The organism is Candidatus Methanoprimaticola sp. MG2 (assembly GCF_047501175.1).
Taxonomy (GTDB): domain Archaea; phylum Thermoplasmatota; class Thermoplasmata; order Methanomassiliicoccales; family Methanomethylophilaceae; genus Methanoprimaticola.
Genome location: NZ_JBEQWH010000002.1, coordinates 60,710 through 81,162 on the forward strand (window position 1 = coordinate 60,710; position 20,453 = coordinate 81,162).

General features: G+C 61.0%; 17 protein-coding genes and 1 pseudogene. 14 read left to right on the forward strand and 4 right to left on the reverse strand.

The window, feature by feature from the left end; all coding sequences use genetic code 11:
• The first annotated feature begins 17 nt into the window (after nucleotides 1-17).
• Together xseA and xseB are read left to right on the forward strand one after the other, a co-directional pair.
• On the forward strand, nucleotides 18-1,355 hold the full coding sequence (gene xseA / locus V5D86_RS01680; protein ID WP_414594964.1) for an exodeoxyribonuclease VII large subunit: 1,338 nt from the start codon (nucleotides 18-20) through the stop codon (nucleotides 1,353-1,355).
• A complete protein-coding gene (gene xseB / locus V5D86_RS01685) occupies nucleotides 1,352-1,603 on the forward strand; it encodes an exodeoxyribonuclease VII small subunit (RefSeq protein ID WP_414594965.1) in 252 nt (83 codons plus the stop codon). Before xseA ends, xseB begins: the two co-directional genes overlap by 4 nt.
• On the opposite strand, the gene V5D86_RS01690 is transcribed toward xseB, so the two are convergent.
• Entirely contained in the window at nucleotides 1,596-2,453 is an 858-nt protein-coding gene (locus tag V5D86_RS01690; protein ID WP_414594966.1) for a DUF4435 domain-containing protein, read from the reverse strand. The two genes, xseB and V5D86_RS01690, sit on opposite strands and share 8 nt — an antisense overlap.
• Entirely contained in the window at nucleotides 2,446-3,492 is a 1,047-nt protein-coding gene (locus tag V5D86_RS01695; protein WP_414594967.1) for an AAA family ATPase, read from the reverse strand. Before V5D86_RS01695 ends, V5D86_RS01690 begins: the two co-directional genes overlap by 8 nt.
• A 61-nt stretch (nucleotides 3,493-3,553) precedes the next feature.
• Here V5D86_RS01695 and V5D86_RS01700 point away from each other — a divergent pair, with 61 nt between their 5' ends.
• Complete coding sequence (locus V5D86_RS01700) at nucleotides 3,554-4,387, forward strand: tetratricopeptide repeat protein (protein ID WP_414594968.1); 834 nt, start codon at nucleotides 3,554-3,556, stop codon at nucleotides 4,385-4,387.
• Here V5D86_RS01700 and V5D86_RS01705 read toward each other — a convergent pair whose 3' ends face one another.
• Both V5D86_RS01705 and V5D86_RS01710 read right to left on the reverse strand, forming a co-directional pair.
• Nucleotides 4,388-5,950 carry a TrkH family potassium uptake protein gene (locus tag V5D86_RS01705; RefSeq protein ID WP_414594969.1) on the reverse strand — a complete coding sequence of 521 codons (1,563 nt, stop codon included), beginning with the start codon at nucleotides 5,948-5,950 and terminating at the stop codon, nucleotides 4,388-4,390. It lies immediately after the preceding gene.
• 133 nt (nucleotides 5,951-6,083) lie between these two features.
• Nucleotides 6,084-7,307, reverse strand: a pseudogene (locus V5D86_RS01710) (NAD-binding protein); the annotation flags it as partial.
• A gap of 192 nt (nucleotides 7,308-7,499) precedes the next feature.
• Between V5D86_RS01710 and hisD the strand changes: the two are divergent.
• The 11 genes from hisD to V5D86_RS01765 all read left to right on the forward strand — a co-directional run bounded on the left by hisD (nucleotide 7,500) and on the right by V5D86_RS01765 (nucleotide 20,452).
• Nucleotides 7,500-8,756 (forward strand): histidinol dehydrogenase, encoded by a 1,257-nt coding sequence (hisD, locus tag V5D86_RS01715; protein ID WP_414594970.1) that lies wholly within the window; start codon nucleotides 7,500-7,502, stop codon nucleotides 8,754-8,756.
• A gap of 4 nt (nucleotides 8,757-8,760) precedes the next feature.
• Complete coding sequence (gene ppk1, locus V5D86_RS01720; RefSeq protein ID WP_414595145.1) at nucleotides 8,761-10,860, forward strand: polyphosphate kinase 1; 2,100 nt, start codon at nucleotides 8,761-8,763, stop codon at nucleotides 10,858-10,860.
• Complete coding sequence (locus V5D86_RS01725; RefSeq protein WP_414594971.1) at nucleotides 10,844-12,478, forward strand: HD domain-containing protein; 1,635 nt, start codon at nucleotides 10,844-10,846, stop codon at nucleotides 12,476-12,478. Before ppk1 ends, V5D86_RS01725 begins: the two co-directional genes overlap by 17 nt.
• A 169-nt stretch (nucleotides 12,479-12,647) precedes the next feature.
• Entirely contained in the window at nucleotides 12,648-13,922 is a 1,275-nt protein-coding gene (locus tag V5D86_RS01730; RefSeq protein WP_414594972.1) for an Nre family DNA repair protein, read from the forward strand.
• Between the two features lie 100 nt (nucleotides 13,923-14,022).
• On the forward strand, nucleotides 14,023-14,703 hold the full coding sequence (locus V5D86_RS01735) for an SPL family radical SAM protein (protein ID WP_414594973.1): 681 nt from the start codon (nucleotides 14,023-14,025) through the stop codon (nucleotides 14,701-14,703).
• 99 nt (nucleotides 14,704-14,802) lie between these two features.
• Nucleotides 14,803-16,428: a thermosome subunit alpha gene (thsA, locus tag V5D86_RS01740; RefSeq protein ID WP_414594974.1), complete on the forward strand. Its 1,626-nt coding sequence runs from the start codon at nucleotides 14,803-14,805 to the stop codon at nucleotides 16,426-16,428.
• 187 nt (nucleotides 16,429-16,615) lie between these two features.
• Nucleotides 16,616-17,410: a recombinase family protein gene (locus V5D86_RS01745; protein WP_414594975.1), complete on the forward strand. Its 795-nt coding sequence runs from the start codon at nucleotides 16,616-16,618 to the stop codon at nucleotides 17,408-17,410.
• Complete coding sequence (locus tag V5D86_RS01750; protein WP_414594976.1) at nucleotides 17,389-18,246, forward strand: recombinase family protein; 858 nt, start codon at nucleotides 17,389-17,391, stop codon at nucleotides 18,244-18,246. Before V5D86_RS01745 ends, V5D86_RS01750 begins: the two co-directional genes overlap by 22 nt.
• Before the next feature lie 174 nt (nucleotides 18,247-18,420).
• On the forward strand, nucleotides 18,421-18,930 hold the full coding sequence (locus tag V5D86_RS01755) for a hypothetical protein (protein WP_414594977.1): 510 nt from the start codon (nucleotides 18,421-18,423) through the stop codon (nucleotides 18,928-18,930).
• Between the two features lie 182 nt (nucleotides 18,931-19,112).
• Nucleotides 19,113-19,865, forward strand: coding sequence for an SDR family NAD(P)-dependent oxidoreductase (locus V5D86_RS01760; RefSeq protein ID WP_414594978.1), 753 nt, complete (start codon nucleotides 19,113-19,115; stop codon nucleotides 19,863-19,865).
• Nucleotides 19,862-20,452 carry a GNAT family N-acetyltransferase gene (locus tag V5D86_RS01765; RefSeq protein WP_414594979.1) on the forward strand — a complete coding sequence of 197 codons (591 nt, stop codon included), beginning with the start codon at nucleotides 19,862-19,864 and terminating at the stop codon, nucleotides 20,450-20,452. Before V5D86_RS01760 ends, V5D86_RS01765 begins: the two co-directional genes overlap by 4 nt.
• The last annotated feature ends 1 nt before the right edge of the window (nucleotide 20,453 follow it).

Here is a 20,453-nt window from a genome sequence, read left to right on the forward strand (position 1 = left end):
CGCCATAGCATCGGGGCATGGGAGAGCCACTCTCGGTCACGCAGCTCAACACGCTGGTCAGGAACGTCCTGAATTCCAATCCTGGACTCTGCGACATCTGGGTGAACGGAGAGGTCTCCAACCTCAAGAGGGCGAGCTCCGGCCACTACTACTTCACTCTCAAGGACTCCGGGGCCGAGATCAGCTGCGCCATGTTCGCTGGCGCCCGCTCCAGGATCGACTTCGAACCGAAGGAGAACATGAAGGTCTCCGTCTTCGGGAAGGTCGACATCTACGTCCAGAGGGGGAACTACCAGTTCATAGTCCAGACGATGCGCCAGTCCGGGATCGGGGACCTCTATCAGCAGTTCGAGAAGCTGAAGAGGAAGCTCCAGGACGAGGGACTGTTCGACCGTTCCCGCAAGCGTCCCATACCCCAGTATCCGAGGACCATCGGGGTGGTTACCTCAGAGACCGGCGCGGTCATACACGACATCATAACCACATCATCCTCAAGGTATCCGGCGGACATACTCCTGGCGCCGGCCCAGGTCCAGGGCGAGGGCGCGGCCAGGACAATCGTCGCCGGGATCGAGCTGCTGAACAGGGTCGGCGTCGATGTCATCATCGTCGGGAGGGGAGGCGGTTCCCTGGAGGACCTGTGGCCGTTCAACGAGGAGGTTGTCGCCCGCGCCATCGCCGCATCGGGGGTCCCCATCGTCTCCGCCGTCGGTCACGAGACCGATTTCACGATATCCGACATGGTCGCCGATGCCAGGGCCCCCACCCCTACCGGGGCCGCGGCGCTGATACTCAGGGAGAAGGCCGAGATCCGCGCGGAGGTGGACAGGACCATGTCCGGGGCCGACCGCGCACTGGGCGCCGTCATAGAGAGGATGAGGGGGAGGTTCGAGGTCCTGGATGCGAGGCTGTCGCCGGAGTACGCGGCCAGGGACCTGGACATGAAGGGGATGCACCTGGACGGTCTGAAGAACCGCTCGGACCAGGCCCTGACGAGGGCCCTCGCCGACATGGGATCCAGATTCGCGCTGGCGGATGCCAGGCTGTCGCCCGCGAGCGCCATGAGGGACATCGAGCTGAAGAGGTCGAACGTCGAGTCCGTCTCGGCGAGGGCGGTCGCAGGGTCCTCCGCCATCGTCGACAGGGACGCGTCGTCGCTTTCGGAACTGTCGGCACGCCTGTCGGCGCTGAACCCCCTCCGCGTGATGGAGAGGGGCTACGGCATAGTCGTGAGGCCAGACGGGAGCGCGGTCACATCCGTATCAGGGATGCTGGTCGGAGAGAGGATAGAGATACGCCTGAGGGATGGTACAGCGAAGGCATCCGTCAGGGAGATAGAGGAGGCAAGGAAATGACAGACATGGATGTGTTCAGGGAGGAGGTCGCCGGTATGACCTTCGAGGCCAGCATGGAGAAGCTCGAGGGGCTCGTCAGGGAGCTCGAGGAGGGCGGCACGGACCTCGACAGGAGCCTGGAGATCTACGAGATGGCGGTCGTGCTCAGGAACCACTGCAAGTCGATATTGGACGACGGGCAGAGGCGCATACAGAAGATAATGGAGACCGCGGAGGGCACGGTCACCGAGGACCTCGACGTCAGCTGAGGTCCCACAGAGACAGATTCCTCATCTCCGCGAAGGCCTGGGTGTCACGATACAGATCGGTCTTCCTGAAGTCCTCGTCGGAGAACGCAAGGCGGAGGGCGCCTCCCAGCGACCCTTCGTCGAGGTCCGCCGCATTGAACGAGCCGAAGGTCTTCCTCAGCCCGATCAGCAGTATCTCTATGGTATCGTGACCGCGGGCGGCCTTCCAGAGGTCGTCCAGGCGTTCGGCCTCCTGACTCAGCGTGCTGACGAGCTCCCTCCTACCGACCCTCACCGAGCGGGAGTTGTCGAGCACCTCCGAGACCATCTCGTTAGCGTCCAGGCCCAGTGTCCTGGGGTTGATGAACCTGTGGAAGTCGAGGTTCTTGAAGCTCAGGTTGAGGCCCCTCTCCCTCGATATGTACATGAAGAGGCCTATCGGGTAGCTGGATGAGACTATCGCGTCGCGTATCGGCCCGACCGTCTCCTCGAACCTCTCCCTCTTCTCGATGTCGCAATACTCGTCCAACACATCATCGAGGGCATTGCTGCGGATGGCCATCATCTCCATGTCCCTGCAATCGGTGTGGAACAGCGGGGGCTTCGCGTCGCGTCCCCGGATCCTCTCGAGGTCCGGGTCCACGATGCCGATGGTCCTCCCGTCCCCTCTGCGGGACGTCATCTCGCGGACTATGCCGCGGACGTTGTCCTTGGAATGGGCTATGCGGATCCTCGTGCCGTCGGCGTCCGCGAACTTTCCGAACAGCCTGCAGTCCGTTATGCCCTCGACGATCAGGAACGTCCCGTCATAGACGGTGCGCTCCATGGAGAGCTCGTTGCATATGTCCTCGGCCGTCAGATGTTCACGCATCTGCAGGCCTCAGCTCCACGGCATCGTCCCACCTGTCATGGATGATCTGCGGGGAGTGGGTGGCGACGATCATCTGTATGTCACGCACCCTGCAGATGTCGGAGAAGTAGCTGCCGAGGACCTGCTGCCAGCTGACATGCAGGGATATCTCCGGCTCGTCCAGGATGACTATGGACCCCTGGGGGGTGTGGAACAGGAGGGCGTAGAACATTATGAGGATCTGCTTCTCCCCCGAGGACAGCTTTTGCAGGTCCAGGGAGGTCCCGTTGTCCATCGATATGCCTATCTTGCCCCCTTCCGAGACGGACATGGTCTTGTTGAGGTAGATCTCGTTGACGATGTCCTTGTAGATTATGATCGACTCGGCAAGGATGTAGTTCCGCTCCACGTAGTCCGAGATGGAGCAGGCCAGCTGCTCGTACCCCGCACGGTCCTTCCCGATCTCGTACCTCGAGGGAGGGAACTTCTTCCCCGCGGGTATGTCCGGCTCGAACCCGGCATCCTTGATGAAGTCCAGCTTCGCCTTGAGGTCCTTGCACCAGAACTCCAGGTCCCCGTCCGGCATGTCGGCCACATCGTCCCTCTGATGTATCTCGAGCTCCGTGTGCTCCTTCGCGTAGCGGATGGTCTCGAGGAGCTCCTGGGCATAGACGTCGAGCGTCGATGCGAGGTGTCCGTCCCCTCTCCTGACCGCCAGCCTCTCCGGCGGGATGTAGACTGTGTCCACGATCGCGCTCATCTCCGCAGCCGTCAGCGTCGTCTCCACATCGCTCCTCTGCATCTGGATCAGCATGTCGCCCTGGAAGTTCTGGATGATCAGGACGCTCCCCTCGTCGAACCCGATGTCGAGCCTCTCGAACGGCGTCCCCTTTAGGTACTCGATGTCCCCGCGGAGGGCGGCGTAGAGCATTCTCATGAGCGTGCTCTTGCCCATCCCGTTGGGGGAGTGTATGAATGTGAGGGGCTGCGAGAGGACGAGCTCATAATCAAACTCGTTGAAGAGCTTGAAGACGGAGACGGACGTTATCTTCATGGTCATACATGAAATGCAGTTTGCTGTATATAACGCATTTTTTAACCAGTACCAGTATCACCGATGCATGGACACAGACTCAGCATTCGACGAGATCCGCACCCTCATCTCGCAGGGCAGGGGAGCGGAGGCCGTCGATAGGGTGAGGGACCTGGCTACGGCGGATCCCGCCCCCATGACCAGGATAAAATGCCTCTCCCTCCTGAAGGTGGTCGGCGATTCGGACGTCTCCAAGACCATACTCTCCATGATGATGGACTCCCTTCCGGAGGACAGGGAGACGCTGATCCAGATCGCTGGTGCCCTCAGGGGACTGGACTTCCCCTCCAGCGCATACTCCATCCTCAAGGGCATAGAGCAGGACGACCAGGTCCGCACCCTCATGTGCATGTGCCTCGAGGACCTGGAGGAGTACGAGATGGCCCTGGAGGTCCTCGATTCGATCCAGCAGCCCAGGCCGTTCGACCGCGTCATGCGCTCCGAGGTCCTCAGCGCCCTCGGGAACCATAAGGAGTCCGTAGAGAACGCCGAGCTGCTGCTCGCCGAGATGCCGGACGACTTCGATGTCCGCCGCGCGTACGTCTCCGCACTGATGCTCGCGGGACGCGACAAGGAGCTCACCAAGTTCGTCAGGGGATGCCTCAAGGAGAAGGATGCCGACGCGAACGCCCTCGCGGCGTATGCGATGAGGGTCCTCGGCAACATCAAGGCCGCCGCGGGGTACGCGACCAGGGCGATAAAGCTCGACCCCAGGAACGTCAGCGCCATGGAGACGCTCGGCATCTGCCTCGCCCACAAGGGCGAGTACGAGAAGGCCCGCATAGTCGCCGGCGCCATCAACGAGGTCTCGCCCGGGAGCAAGGCGGCGCTCAACGTGCTGAGCTTCTGCGACGGGAACTGATCATCTCTTCTGGCTCTCCAGACCGTACCTGTCCAGGGCATGCTTCGCCTTGTGGCGGGCACGGCTGTTGAGCCACACATCCTTCCAGAATCCAGGCGTGAACAGGATCAGCGCGGTGACCACCTCGAGACGGCCTATCCACATGAGGAGGACCATGAACAGCTTGATCCCCCCGTCCATGGAGCCGAAGTCGCCGGTGGGCCCGAAGTTCCCGAATCCCATCCCCCCGTTGGAGATTGCGGATATGGACAGACCGAACGAGTCCACCATGTTGTATCCGAACGCCATGAACCCGACGGCCGCCACGATCATGGTCGCTATGTACATCATGAAGACCACGAGGGCCCCTCTGACGATCGAGTCGTCCACGCTCTTGCGGTCGATCTTTATCGTATAGACGGCGTTGGAGTGCATCGTCCCGCGGAACCCGTTCTTCACGTACTCGTAGATGATCCTTATCCTGCTGAACTTGATACCTCCGGACGTGGAGCTGGTGGACGCGCCGATCATCGCAACGATCATGAGCAGTATCATGCACTGCGACGGCCACAACGTGAAGTCGTCCACGTAGAAACCCGTGGACGTCCCCAGGGAGACGGTCGTGAATATCGCGTTCTTGAAAGTCTGATAGATGCTCTGGGAGTCCAGGGCGATGCCGTTGACGTTCGCCGCTTGGTACATGAACAGGCAGATCACCAGGGATATGGCGATGAACCATGCGACCATGATCCTGAACTCGGAGTTGCCGCGGTACACGCCCTTCTCGCGGATGTATATCGCCCTGTAGTGCAGGTAGAAGTTCGTCCCTCCGAGGAACATGAACAGTATCGTTATCCATTGGACGGCATCGGAATACGTGCTGAGGCTGGAGTTCACGATGGTCAGACCGCCGGTGGATATGGTCGTGAGCATGAGGCACATGGACTCCAGCGGACTCACGCCGCATACCAGCAGAAGGATGAAGTTGAAGGCGCTGAGCAGCAGGTAGACGAAGATGAAGGACTTCGCGGCATTGGATGCGCGCTGGGAGTACTGCGAGGAGCCGGAACCCGCGAGCTCGTTGTGGAACAGGTCCCGCCCGTACCCCACCATCGGCAGGAAGTACAGGAAGATCAGAACGACGGTTATACCCCCGATCCACTGGGTCAGGGACCTCCAGATCAGGAGGCTCGTCGGTTGTAGGTCCAGGTCGCCGATGACCGTCAGTCCGGTGGTGGTGATCCCGCTCACCGATTCCACCAGGGCATCGATCGGTTTGAACCCGGACAGCAGATAGGGGACCATGCAGATCCCGAACATTATTATCCAGGTCATGGCCACCAGCAGCAGACCGTTGACCGAACGGAACGTGCGGGATTCCGTACAGGTCATGTACTGTGCGAATCCGATCAGGAACAGGGGGGCCGTGAGGATCAGGAACGGCCTGACGTCCTCACCGAACGAGAGTGCGAACGCCGCAGGGATCAGCAGGACCAGCGCGAAGAGCATCTCGACCTGTCCGAGGATCTTGAGGGTGGTGTTCTCCCACCTGATGCACTTTCTGCGGAAGGCCTTCCAGTTCACCAGATCACATCTCCGGGGGAGCTCCCTTTCCGAGCGCCTTCACCACTTCGGGCTCCCTTGCCCCGCATGAGAACAGGATCAGCGAATCGTCCGACCCGATCCTGGTGTCCAGGAGGGGATACGTGATGGAGCCGCCCCTCTCTATCGCGACCACGCGGAGCCCGTCGGGCAGGTTCAGGTCACCGACGTAACGGCCGGTGAGCTTGGAGTCGCTGTCCACGACATGGGTGAAGAACATCCCGTCGGAGCTCTGCATCCTGGTGATGGCGAGCTCGTCGGAGACCATGCACTTGATGATCTCATTGGATATGATGCGGTCATATCCGATTATAGTGTCCAGGCCCGTGTATTTGAATATGTCCTCGTACTCACGCTTGAAGAAACGGGAGACGACCTTGGCCGCGCTGTGCCTGCGGGCGGACATGCATATCAGGAGGTTCGTGTCGTCCTTGCTGGACGTGGACACGCACGCATCCGTCTTGAACACGTTCTCGTCGTTCTGCACGCCCGGGTCCGTGTAGTCCGCGTTGATTACGACGACCCCCGTGAGGAACCTGGAGAGCCAGCGGCATCTCTCAGGGTCCTTCTCGATTATCTTGACGTACCTCTTCTTCTGGTCCTCGGACAGGATCTTCGCCAGGTTCATGCCCACTATGGATCCTCCGAGTATGCAGAACTCCCTGGAGACCTCGTCCACCCCTACGATCTCGTTGAACTCGACGATTGACTGCTCGCTCCCGAAGACGCACAGGCGGTCCCCCGCATGTATCTCCATGGTCTCCGGGGTGGTGTAGGTGGCGCCGTCACGGTACAGCGCGAATATCGTGCAGTCCTTCGGCGTCGGCAGATGGAGGACTATCTTCCCCACGATGGGATGGTACGACTCCACCCTGAACACGGCTATGGCCACCTTGAGGGACTTGACGGCCTCGTACTCTATTATGTTCTTGAGGATGCAGAGCTTGTACATCTTCTCTGCCGTGACGAGCTCCGGGGAGATGATGTAGTCCACTCCGGAGTGCGCGGAGTCCCCGGTGTCTATGATGAAGTCGGGATTGTCGACGGTCGCGATCGTGCGTATCGCCGGTTTGATCCTCTTCGCCATGATGCACACGAACAGGTTCTCCGAATCGGAGCCGAGGGTGGACACGATGACGTCGGCGCTGTGGTTCTCTATCGCATACTTGAGAACACGCGGGTTGGTGCCGTCCTCCCTGAGGACTGAGACGTTGAGGCGACCCTTCAGCTTATCGGCGACATCCTCGTCCTGTTCGATGATCAATACATCGTGGATGTCGGAGATCGTCTCGGCGGAGACGAATCCGACGACTCCGGCCCCGACTATGATGACCTTCATTCGATAGACGACGAATGAGAAGAGTATATGTTTCTATCGGCGGGAATCCGCATCGTCATCCCAGGATTCCGTCACGTGTCCAATCGGACGTACGCGATTGTCGAACCGCGTGGGTCCAGACGGTCGTCGGAAAACGCCAACGCGCGGTTCCCAACCCAATGATATTTACGGAACCGTTCATTTAGCGTGTCTATGTGGCAGCAGGTCAACGAAGACTTCTGGAAGGAGAACCGCGAATCCAAGGTCGGACAGGTCGAGGAGACCGTCCGCGGGATCATCGATCAGGTTCGCGAGGACGGGGACCAGGCACTCAGGGACCTGGCCAAGAAATTCGACAAGTACGACCTCAAGGACATAGCCGTCTCCAGGGAGGAGATCGAGAAGGCGTACGAGCAGGTGGACGAGGATGTGGTCGAGGAGCTCGAGAACGCCGCGTACAACATACAGAGGTTCCACCAGATGCAGATGCCTGCGGGGATGTGGCTCAGGGAGGTCGAGCCGGGTGTGACCCTCGGTGTGAAGTCCACCCCCCTCGAGAGGGTCGGATGCTACATCCCGGGAGGACGCGCCTCCTACCCGAGCACCGTCCTCATGACCGCCATACCTGCGAAGGTCGCAGGGGTGGACGAGGTTATCATGTGCACCCCCGCCCCGATCAATCCCCTGACGCTCGTCGCCGCGGACATCGCCGGAGTGGACGAGATATACAAGTCGGGCGGGGCCCAGGCGATAGCCGCCATGGCCCTCGGTACGGAGAGCATCGAGCCCGTGCAGAAGATCGTCGGTCCCGGGAACGTGTTCGTCACCGGTGCCAAGATGATGCTCCGCAACAGGGTGGAGATCGACTTCCCCGCCGGACCCTCGGAGATAGGCGTTCTCGCCGACGATTCCGCCGTGCCCGAGTTCGTGGCATCGGACCTCATAGCGCAGATGGAGCACGACCCGTCATCCGCCTCGCTCCTGGTCACGTGCGACCCGTCCCTCCCGGACAAGGTCTGGAAGATCATAGAGAGGGATGTGAAGGACGCTCCCAGGAAGGAGATCATCGAGAAGGCGATGGTAAACTCCGGGTACATCGTGGTGGACGACATGGACCTCGCGATAGAGACCATGAACGGCATAGCCCCCGAACACCTCTCCATACAGGTCCGCGACCCGCTCGACGTCCTCGGCAAGGTCAGGAACGGGGGGTCCATCTTCGTCGGGCCGTACACGCCCGTCGCCGCCGGCGACTACGCGTCCGGTACGAACCACGTGCTTCCCACATCCGGGCACGCCACTACGTGCTCCGGCCTCAACGTGTCCCACTTCATGAAGACCTCCACCGTCCAGATCCTGACGAAGGAGGGGCTGGCATCGATGGCGTCCACGATCGAGACGCTCGCCACCGCGGAGGGTCTGCACGCCCACTGCGAATCGGTCAAGGTCAGGAAGCCCATGGAGGATTGATATCCTGACGGGCCGCAGGAAAGAGACGGATGCCCTCGCCGCTTCCGCGGCCCCGGACCTCTACGATTCGAAGCACTACATAAACAGGGAGCTCTCGTGGCTCGAGTTCAACAGGCGCTGCCTGGAGGAGGCGCAGGACAGGACCAACCCCCTCCTCGAGCGCGTGAAGTTCCTGGCGATATGCTACGGGAACCTGGACGAGTTCTACATGATCCGCGTCCCCGGGCTCATATCCAGGACCCCCATACCCGGTCCCGACTACCAGTCGGTGAGCTACAACTCCCTGATGGAGACCGTGTCGGAGACCGTCCAGTCCCTGGTGTCCCAGTACTCCGCATGCTGGACGTCCATAACGGAGGAGCTCGCCGAGGCCGGGATCCTCATCAGCAAGGTGGACTCCCTGACGCCCGACCAGCAGGCCTGGGTGGCCAACTTCTACAAGCAGAGGGTGCACCCCCTGCTCACGCCGCTCGCACTGGACGTCACCCACCCGTTCCCGTTCATCTCCAACAACTCGCTGAACATAGCGGTGAGGATGTACGACAAGAGCCACGAGCAGCTGTTCGCCAGGGTGAAGGTCCCCGTGGGGACGATCCCCAGGTTCGTGCGCGTGCCCTCGTCCAAGGGGGAGCAGTACGTCCTCCTGGAGGACATACTGGAGAGGCACATATCGTCCCTTTTCCCCGGCCTCGACGTGGTCGGGGCGTACATGTTCCGCGTCACCAGGAACGCCGACGTGAAGGTCACCATCGACGAGGCATGCGACTTCATGACGGCCGTCGAGGAGTCCCTGGAGGACAGGGACATAGGCTTCCCCGTGCGCATGACGGTGGAGCGCTCCATGCCGAAGGACATGGTCAAGCTGTTCGCCAGGAACCTCAAGCTCGGGGACCTCCAGGTCCACCGGACGGACGGCATCAACCTCGGGGACCTGTGGGAGCTCGTAGGCCTCAACTATCCCAAGCTGAAGAACAAGCCCTTCGACCCGTACACCCCGCCGGAGTTCGGGGAGGGGATAGACCTGTTCGAGGCCATCCGCTCGAAGGACTGGATCCTCTTCCACCCGTACGAGTCGTTCCAGACCGTGGTGCGCTTCGTCACGGCCGCGGCGGAGGACCCCTATGTCCAGAGCATCAAGATCTGCCTCTACAGGATAGGTAAGGACCCGTACCTGGTCAAGGCGCTGATGAGGGCGAAGGAGAACGGCAAGACCGTGTCCGTCCTGATGGAGCTCCGTGCCAAGTTCGACGAGAGCAACAACATCCTCTGGGCGAGGGAGATGGAGAAGATCGGGGTGCACGTGGTCTACGGGCCGGTGAACCTGAAGGTCCACTCGAAGCTCCTCCAGGCCGTCAGGCTGGAGGGCGACAAGCTCGTCCGCTACACCCACATGAGCTCCGGGAACTACAACTCATCGACAGCCAAGCAGTACGGGGACATATCGTTCCTCACGGCGAACCCCGAAATAGGGGAGGACGTGGGAGAGCTGTTCAACGCCCTGACGGGATTCTTCGGCCCCAGGATGTACACGCACCTCCTGGTCGCACCGCTCACCCTGAAGAGCTCCCTGATAGACAAGATCAAGAGGGAGATCGAGGTGTGCAGGACGACCGGGTCAGGGTACATAGCGATGAAGGCCAACGGTCTCATCGATTCGGACATAATAGCAACGCTCTACAAGGCGTCCATCGCGGGCGTCAAGGTCGACCTCAACATCCGCGGCCTGTGCTGCCTGCGCCCCGGGGTGCCCGGGATCTCCGAGAACATCCGCGTCACGAGCATAGTGGACAGGTTCCTGGAGCATTCCAGGATCTACTACTTCGAGAACGGCGGCAGGTCGGAGATGTACATGGGGTCCTCGGACATGATGCCCAGGAACCTCCTGGCGAGGGTGGAGGTGCTGTTCCCCATACTCGATCCCAAGATGCTCGAGAGCATACGCGACAACATCCTTCGCATCCACTTCGAGGACAACGTGAAGGCGCGCGAGCTGCTGCCCGACGGGACGTACCGTCTCGTCACCCGGCCGTCCGGCAAGCGCAAGATGAGGTCGCAGGAGTGGTTCCTCGAGAACAGGGGTTGCTGGCATGGAACAGAGGAATGATGCCGAGACCGTCGGCTTCATCGACGTGGGGACCAACTCCGTACATCTCCTGGTGGTGAGGTTCTACCCGGAGTCGTCGGGCACCCCCATATTCCAGGACAAGGAGTCCCTGCGTCTCGGCAGGAGCCTGTACCAGGACGGCCGCATAGACCGCGAGTCCATAGACAAGGCCGCGCTGGTGATCCGCCGCTTCTCCCAGATATCCAAGAACCTGGGCGCCGACCACGTCATAGCGTTCGCCACGTGCGCGGCGAGGGAGGCGGAGAACCGTCAGGAGCTCATCGACTCCGTCGCCGACGAGGTGGAGCTGAAGGTCATCCCCGGCACCGAGGAGGCCAGGCTCATCGCGCTCGGCGTCTTCGGGGACACGGGGCCGGACGTCCGCACGATCGAGCTGGACATCGGCGGCGGCAGCACCGAGATAACCATACGCGAGAAGGGGGAGAACCTCTTCATAGACAGCCTCAGCATGGGGGCCGTCAGGTTCCATTACTCGCTCGGCGTGGACTGCACCAGGCCGGTCTCCAGGGAGGACTACTCGTATCTGCTCCGCAACGTGGACATGGCCTCATACCACGCCGTTAACAAGGTCCGCATGCTGGGATTCCGCAAGGCCGTAGGCTCGTCGGGCACATTCATCGCCCTCGCGGAGATGTGCGCCTTCCGCCGCCCGGACCATGACGCGTCCTACCTGAGGTTCGACGAGCTCCATGAGCTCATGGCGGACCTGTGCAGGATGACGCTGGAGCAGCGCCTGGCCGTCCCCGGCATGGGGAAGAACAGGGCGGACATCATCATCCCCGGCGGCGCCGTGGCCGAGGAGCTCATGTCCCTGTTCGGCGTGTCCGAGATAGAGATCAGCAACAACGGCATGAAGCAGGGCATGATGCTGGAGCACCAGCTCCTGCGCGGACGCGCGGTGTTCAGCGCCCGCGACTCGTCCGTAAGGTCGCTGGCCCATCGCTGCCAGTACGACCGCAGGCATGCGGAGACCGTCCAGCGCAACGCGCTATCGTTCTTCGACCAGACCCTCCAGCTCGGGATCCACGACCTGGACGGCCAATGGAGGAGCCTCCTGTCCTGCGCATGCATCCTGCACGACGTGGGCGAGCTCATAAGCTACTCCAACCACAACGTCCTGTCCCAGATAATAATCGAGAAGTCGGAGCTGCAGGGGTTCACGTGCCAGGAGATCCACGCCATGGCGCTGATGGCGAGGTTCCACCACAAGAAGTTCCCTGGGCCCAAGGACTCGAGGTTCGAGGGGCTGTCCAAGGGCGAGGTCAAGGCCATACGGACCTGTGCGATGATGCTGAAGGTCGCCGACGTCATGGACCGCCACAGGAACAACGCCATCAGGTCGTTCAGGCTCCGCGTGGACGGCAACGACCTGGTCATAGACCTGTCGGCTGACGAGGACCCCAGCATGGAGATGTGGAGCCTGGAGCGCATCGCCCCCGACTTCCTGAGGCTGTTCGGAATGGGCCTGGTGCCCGTCTCGTCGGACACCCTGTCCGCCAGGCGCTCGGAGCTTCCCCCAAGGCGTTTCCGATGCCTGTTTATAACGGATTCCGGTAAAAATGCCTGGAAATGGAATATTTCGAACAAACTAATTTAAACTGCTAGGGAATGACCAAAGTAAAGCGGAAGCTGGTCCCCTTGCAGGAAGAGATTCCAAACTGGCTTCTGCTTCACCCTGTTTATGCGCCTTGCTGTGTGACGGGGTTTTCCATCATCATCCCGCCGAATGCAAAGGGTCGGGACTGCCATGGGAGGTGTGCGCCACGGTGATCAACCCCAGATACTTCGACGAGGGAGACTCCCGCACGGGCACCACCATGAAGGCGGGGCTGTGCTCGATATGCAAGGGCGCCCATCGCCTGTGCGGGAAGGAGCGCTGCCCGCTGATGATCAAGTTCTACTCCCAGCAGAGGACGCGCCCGCTCATCGACTCCAGGGACCTGGCCGGGTCCAGTCCCCCTGCCGTGTTCGTGGGGAGGTACGGATATCCGAAGGTGGACATCGGCCCCCTGCTGCCACCCGAGTTCGGGGACACCTCCGAGATGGGGACGCCCGAGAGATGGGTCGGGAAGAGCATAGACGAGATCGTCGACATGAGGTTCCGGCTGGTCCGCGGGAAGTACAGGATCGACGCCAGGGACTTCTCCAAGGGAGGGCGGATGGTCGACAACGTCCAGGAGATCGCACTGGCCGCGAAGTCCATAGACGTGGAGGCCAGCTTCTCCCAGAAGCCGAAGGGCCGCGTCGTGCTGGACGACAACATCGAGCCCTTCGGGCCGTCCGCGAGGCTGGAGGGCATGCGCCTAGGCAACGGGAGGTTCGAGAGGAACCTGGAGAAGAGCTTCTACGACACCGACATGAGGGCGGTGGACGCCGTCGTGAGCGCGTATCGCAGCGGGACCCTGATCTCCGAGATCCAGAAGGCGTTCTCCGTCGGTACGATGGGGATCGGCCGCAACCGCAGGTTCGTCCCCACGAGATGGAGCATCACCGCCGTCGACGACATGATCGGGAAGGACCTGCTGAAGACCACCAAGTGGAACCCCACGATAGACGACTTCAGGCTGTACAGGTGGCAGGAGCTGGACAACCGCTGGGCGATCCTGCTGATGCCGTGCACATGGAGGTTCGAGCTCATAGAGGCGTGGTATCCCGACACCACCTGGAACCCCACCGGCAGGACCATAGACATCATACACGACAGCGAGATGTTCGACGGACGCTCCGAGTACGCCCACATAGGGGGTTGCTACTATGCGTCCAGGATGGCCGTGAACGAGCTGCTGATCGAGGAGGGCAGGACCGCCGGCGCCGTTATCATGAGGGAGGCCCATCCCGGCTACGTGATGCCGGTGGGGGTGTGGAACGTCCGCGAGAACGTGCGCGCGGCGCTGAGGACCGAGCCACTCCACTTCGAGACGCTGGACCAGGCGCTGACCTCGGTGGAGGAGATGATGGACATCAAGCGCGACACGTGGATCAGGAATTCCGATGTGATGCGGGACTGGATGGTTCAAAGGAGGATCGAGGACTATTATTGACACGACCCTTGCAGAGTTCTCCGGCGAGGCGCTGGAATGGGACGGGGAGTTCCGCATAGTCGAGTGCGGGAGGGCTCTGTCGCCCTCGGGCCTGGACGAGATGGACTACGCCCTGAACCCGTACGGGGGGTGCGAGCACGGGTGCATATACTGCTACGCCCCCGGCCACACCCATTCAGACCTCTCGACCTGGAGGGTGGTCCGTGTCAAGAGGAACGTGGCCGACCGCCTCTCTAAGGAGCTGCCGTTCGCGGAGGGGACGATCGGGATCGGCACGGTCACGGACCCGTACCAGGCCGCGGAGAGGCGCTTCCGCCTGACCCGCTCCTGCCTGGAGATACTGAGGGAGAACGACAGGGAGGTCCACATACACACCAAGTCGGACCTCGTCCTCAGGGACATGGACATCCTCGGCGGCATGAGATGCGTGGTGGGGATGACGGTCACCACCGCCGACGACCGCTCGTCCAAGATGACGGAGCCTGGGGCGCCTCTCCCTTCTGCGAGGCTCGAGGCCCTCGGGGCGCTCCTGGACGCCGGGATGGACGCATACGCCTTGGTCGCACCGGTGATGTCATCCCTGGAGGGCAGGGAGGCAGACCTGGCGGACGGCCTCGCGGCCACGGGGGTGAGGGACGTGTTCATCGAAGGGCTCAACACGCGCCTCGTGGACATGACCAGGATGGACAGGATGCGCATCTCCCATTCCGCGAGGGCGGAGGCGGAGCTCGCCCGCCAATGCCTCAGGCGCGGATTGACGGTGAACGGCAGGTCCGGATAATCCAGATGGCCGTCCAGTATCTACCATGAATCGGTTTTCTTCAAAATACTTTTATAGAAGAACTAAATTGTCGAACGTAGAAATACAGGTGATATTGCCATGTACGGTTCTGGAAATCAGCCCGTTATCGTGCTCAAAGAGGGCACCGAGAGGAGCAAGGACAAAGAAGCACAGTTCAACAACATCAGCGCGGCCAAGGCCGTCGCGGACGCGGTCAGGTCCACCCTTGGACCCAAGGGAATGGACAAGATGCTGGTCAACACCATCGGAGATGTCGTCATCACCAACGACGGAGTGACCATCCTCAAGGAGATCGATGTCCAGCACCCCGCCGCCAAGATGGTCGTCGAGGTCGCCAAGACCCAGGACGCCGAGTGCGGCGACGGTACCACCACCAGCGTCGTCATCGCCGGAGAGCTTCTCAAGCAGTCCGAGTCCCTCATCGACGCCAACGTCCACCCCACCGTCATCACCAACGGATTCAAGATGGCCGCGGACAAGGCAGTGGAGATCCTCAACGACATCGCCATCGACGCCAAGAGCGACAAGGTCCTCAAGACCGTCGCCGCCACCGCCCTGACCGGCAAGTCCGTCGGGGACGAGGAGGAGACCCTGGCGGAGATCGTCGTCAAGGCCTGCAAGTCCGTCGTCGAAGAGGGCAAGGTCGACACCAAGAACATCCGCATCCAGAAGAAGGTCGGCGGAGTCATCGGTGACACCTACCTCGTGCAGGGAGTCGTCATCGACAAGGAGAAGGTCCACAGCAGGATGCCCACCCACGTCGAGAAGGCGAAGATCGCCCTGTTCTCCTGCCCCCTCGAGGTCAAGAAGACCGAGTTCGACGCCCAGATTCAGATCACCGACCCCACCATGATGTCCTCCTTCCTCGCCGAGGAGGAGAACACCCTGAAGGCCATGGTCGACCAGATCAAGTCCGTCGGAGCCAACGTCGTGTTCTGCCAGAAGGGAGTCGACGAGCTCGTCCAGCACTACCTCGCCAAGAACGGCATCCTCGGATACAGGAGGCTCAAGGAGTCCGATCTCGAGGCCATCGCCAAGGCCACCGGAGCCAACATCGTCGGGAACGTCATGGAGCTCACCAAGGCCGACCTCGGAACCGCCGGGGCCATCGACGAGACCCAGGTCGGAGAGGACGGAATGGCGTTCATCACCGGATGCAAGAACCCCAAGGCGATCACCATCTTCGTCCGCGGCGGTACCGAGCACGTCCTCGAGGAAGTCGAGAGGGCGCTCGAGGACGCCATCCGCGTGGTCGGAGTCGCCATCGAGGACGGGAAGGTCGTCGCAGGCGCAGGTGCGCCCGAGATCGAGCTCGAGCTCAGGCTCGACGACTTCGCGGCCTCCGTCGGAGGAAGGGAGCAGCTCGCCATCGAGAAGTTCGCCAAGGCCATGGAGATCATCCCCTGGACCCTCGCCGAGAACGCGGGAATCGATCCCATCGACAGCATCATCAAGCTGAAGAACGCCCACGAGAAGAAGAACGCCAAGGCCAAGTACTTCGGTCTCGACCTCGACACCGGAGAGGCCGTCGACATGAACGCCAAGAACGTCCTCGAGCCCCTCAGGGTGAAGGTCCAGGCGATCAACTCCGCTCAGGAGGTCGCCAACATGATCCTCAGGATCGACGACGTCATCGCTTCCCGCAGGGCACCCCCCATGCCTCCCCAGGGCGGAGCACCCCCCATGGGAATGCCCGGAATGTGATTCCATAAAACCTCAGGGGTCTCAGGACCCCGCCCATATACCGGTCCCGGGTCCTCCCGGGACCCTTTTCTCCCCCTCGATGCCGATAGGAACGGCCATTCACGAGAGCTGCCGAGAGCCTCTGCAGTCCGCATTCCGCCCCTATTAAATATCGATGAGGACAATGCGTCCCCGGGATGGATGCACGATGCGTGCCGCACTATACGCCAGGGTCTCCACTGACGATCAGGCGGTCGAGGGATTCTCGCTCGATGCGCAGATAAAGAGGCTGGAGGCATACTGCAGGGTCCGCGGATGGGATATCGCGGACGAGTACAGGGACGAGGGTTTCTCCGGTAGGAACACCAAGCGTCCAGAGTACGATCGCATGATGAGGGAATCGGACGGATGGGACGTCCTCCTGGTCCTGAAGATGGACCGTATCCACAGGAACAGCGTGAACTTCGCCCGGATGATGGACGACCTCAGGGACATAGGAAAGGAGTTCAACTCCGTACAGGAGAAGTTCGACACCACCACCGCCATGGGCCGCTTCGTCATGGACATCATGCAGAGGATAGCCCAGCTGGAATCGGAGCAGATCGGCGAGAGGACGTACATGGGGATGGAGTTCAAGGCGCGCAACGGGACCGGCCACCTGGGCTCCGGACATCCGTACGGCTACACCTACACGGAGGACGGCCTCGAGATCGTCAGGGACGAGGCGCACACCGTCAGGGCGATATACAACATGTATGTGCGCGGTTCCACCATGGACGACATAGCCGGGTTCCTGAACAGTGCGGAGATACCCGCGAAGAAGGGCGGGCAGTGGAACAAGCAGTCCGTCTGCAACATCCTCCACAACCCCCTGTATGCGGGCTACATCGATTGGAACGGCATCATACGCCGCGGTGAGCAGGATGCGATCATAGACCGCTCGACGTTCGAGAGGGTCAACGGCCCGCTCGAGCTAAGCCGATGCGCGCCGCGATATACGTGAGGGTCTCCACCGAGGAACAGGCAGTGGAGGGTTATTCCGTCGGGGCTCAGAAGGAGCTCCTGCAGGACTACTGCCTTGCGGAGGGATGGGACGTCACGGCCGTCTACGAGGACGACGGCTACTCCGGCCGCAGCGACAAGCGCCCGGCATATCGCCGCATGATGGCGGAGATGGACCTGTGGGACGTGGTCGTGGTCATCAAGATGGACCGTATCCACAGGAACAGCCGCAACTTCATGAACATGATGGACACCCTGGAGAAGCATGGCAAGATGTTCGTGTCGTCCTCGGAGTCCCTGGATACGACGAATGCGCTGGGCCGCTTCGTCGTCGACATGATCCAGCGCCTCGCCCAGCTGGAATCGGAGCAGATCGGCGAGAGGACGTACATGGGGATGCGCGAGAAGGCGGAGACGCTCGACTCCGCGGACACGGGCAAGAGGACTATGGGCTTCACCCCTCCGTTCGGATACAGGCTGAGGGACGGGGCGCTCGTCGAGGACGAGGACGAGCTCCCGATAGTCCGGAGGATGTTCGAGGAGTATTCCGAGGGAAGGACCGTGGACCAGATATGCTATTCCCTCAATTCCGAAGGGATCCTCACGCGCAGGGGGAACCCATGGAACAAACGCAACATGGCCAACATCCTGCACAACCCCGTCTATGCGGGATACATGAGGTGGGAGGACCTCCTGATCAGGCATAGGGCGACCGCTCCCCTGACCCCGGGCGAGTTCAACGACGTCCAGAACAGGATGGCCTCGAAAGTGCGCGATCCATCGAAAAGGACGGTGCATCTGATACCCACCGAGGATGACTTCCTGGATGAGTTTTGACTCATTGTATATTAATCTGCTTGTCAACGGCACTTTTTTGAGTACTTCAAAAGGATTCATCCATCCATGGTCCAAAAAACATACTGGCTAAACATCTGTTGGACGTATGCTATTATATACCATGGACGTTGAATTCATGGATGGGTCCGACATCGGGCCCAAGGAGGAAAACTCATGACTGATGAATGCAAAATATTGGATCCCACGGCGTTCGGATTGTTCTTCGTGGCTCTGATCTCTCTTCCGATAGCACTGGTGTGCTTCGATACATACTTCGATCTCGGACTCTCCCAGGTTGCAGACAACCTCAGCGGTCTCCTGATAATAGCTTCATTCTTCATCTTCGTTGCAGCCATCGCTGCATACAAGGCGAACTCCAACTTCGGGTTCATCGTGTTCGGACTCGTCGCCATCGGAGTGTTCTGTGCCGGTGCCGGATATGCCGGAACCATCATCGGAATCACCCTGGCCCTGATCTACGTCATCGCACTGATCTGGTCCTACCATGCCGGCACCCCCAAGCTGCTCACCCTGATCCTGCTCACCACCGCTCTGATCTTCCTGTTCGGAAGCTTCGACGGCGAGATCTTCGTGCTGCTCAAGGCCCTTGCCGCACTGGCCAACTTCGCGCTCACCCTCTACCTCGCATTCGCCCTGGCAGACGAGCACCTCCCCTGCTTCTGAAGCGGGGGTCCAAACCTCTTGCCCCTCACGGGGCCAACCCTTCCCCTTCTGAAACATTATATAAAGTCGTTCAGAATCCCCGTGGACATGAAGACTGAGACTAAAAAGAAGGTCCTGGCATACGGAATGGTAGGGATCATGATCCTCGTCGCCGTGACCGTCGCCGCGTCCGCACTGCTCGGATGATTGCGATAGTCACCGGCGCCTCGTCCGGGATGGGCGCCGAGTTCTGCAGGGCCCTCGATTCGAGGGGATACGAGTCCATATGGGTCGTAGCCAGACGCGCGGACAGGCTCGAGGAGCTCGCGGCATCCATGGAGACGCCTTGCAAAGTGATCCCCGCAGACCTGTCCACGGTCGAGGGGCTGGACTCCCTTGCGTCGGAGCTGCGCTCCGGACGGTTCGGGATAGGCGTCCTGATCAACTGCGCGGGCCTGGGAAGGTTCGGCACCAGCTGGGAGGTCCCTCGCGATGACACCAGGGCGATGATCGACCTGAACATCGCCGCATTGACGGATATCACCCACCTCTGCATACCTTTCATGGAGCGGGGTTCGGGGATCGTCGAGGTGTGCTCCGCATCGGCATACCTCCCCTTGGAACGCCTTAACGTGTACTCCGCGACGAAGGCGTACGTTAGGTCCTACTGCAACGCCCTCAGGAAAGAGTTGAAACCTCTCGGCATATCGGTTCTCGAGGTCTCGCCCGGATGGGTCGGGACGGACTTCATAGCCCTGTCGAAGAGCGGGGCCGATGTGCCGGACCGCGTCTTCAGGCACAGGGTCGCGGCAGAGGACGTCGTCAGGACCGCGATGAGGGACCTGGACAAGGGGAGGAAACGCTCCGTATGCGGGGCCTACAACAAGCTCCAGGTCTTCATGTGCACCCATCTGCCCTCCGTCGCATCCTATGTATGGGGAAGGTCCCTGAGATGATGCGCGAGATGCGACCCGGGGACATAGCCCCGATCGCGGAGATGGCCCGTAGGATATGGGAGATGGACGCCTATGCCGACATAGGCAGGGAGTCATCGTTCCTGTACGTCAAGGGACTGTACGACAGGGGGACGTTCGGATGGGTATGCGAACGGGACGGAAAGGTCCTAGGATGCGTCATAGGCCGCATCTGCAACACGATATCGTTCCCATCGGACATCATGTCCACGATCCGCACGGTCCTCTCCATACGGAAGAGGAAGGGCTACAGGGACATGGTCGACGACGAGAGGACGATCGACCGGACAGACAGGGAGCTCTACTCCGGCTGCGGGAAGGGGTTCGATGGGGAACTGGTGCTGCTTATAGTGTCCGAGGAGGCCCGCGGCATGGGACTCGGCAGGCTCCTGTTCGAGAAGGCGGCGGACGAGTTCAGGTCCCGCGGTGCAGAGGAGATATTCCTGTACACCGATGACGACTGTGACTTCGGGTTCTATGACAGGATGGGCGCGAAAAGGTTGAATGAGAAGAGCGTCAGGCTGTCCAACGAGGACCTCCTGATGATGCTCTACTCATTCAGTTTGTGAC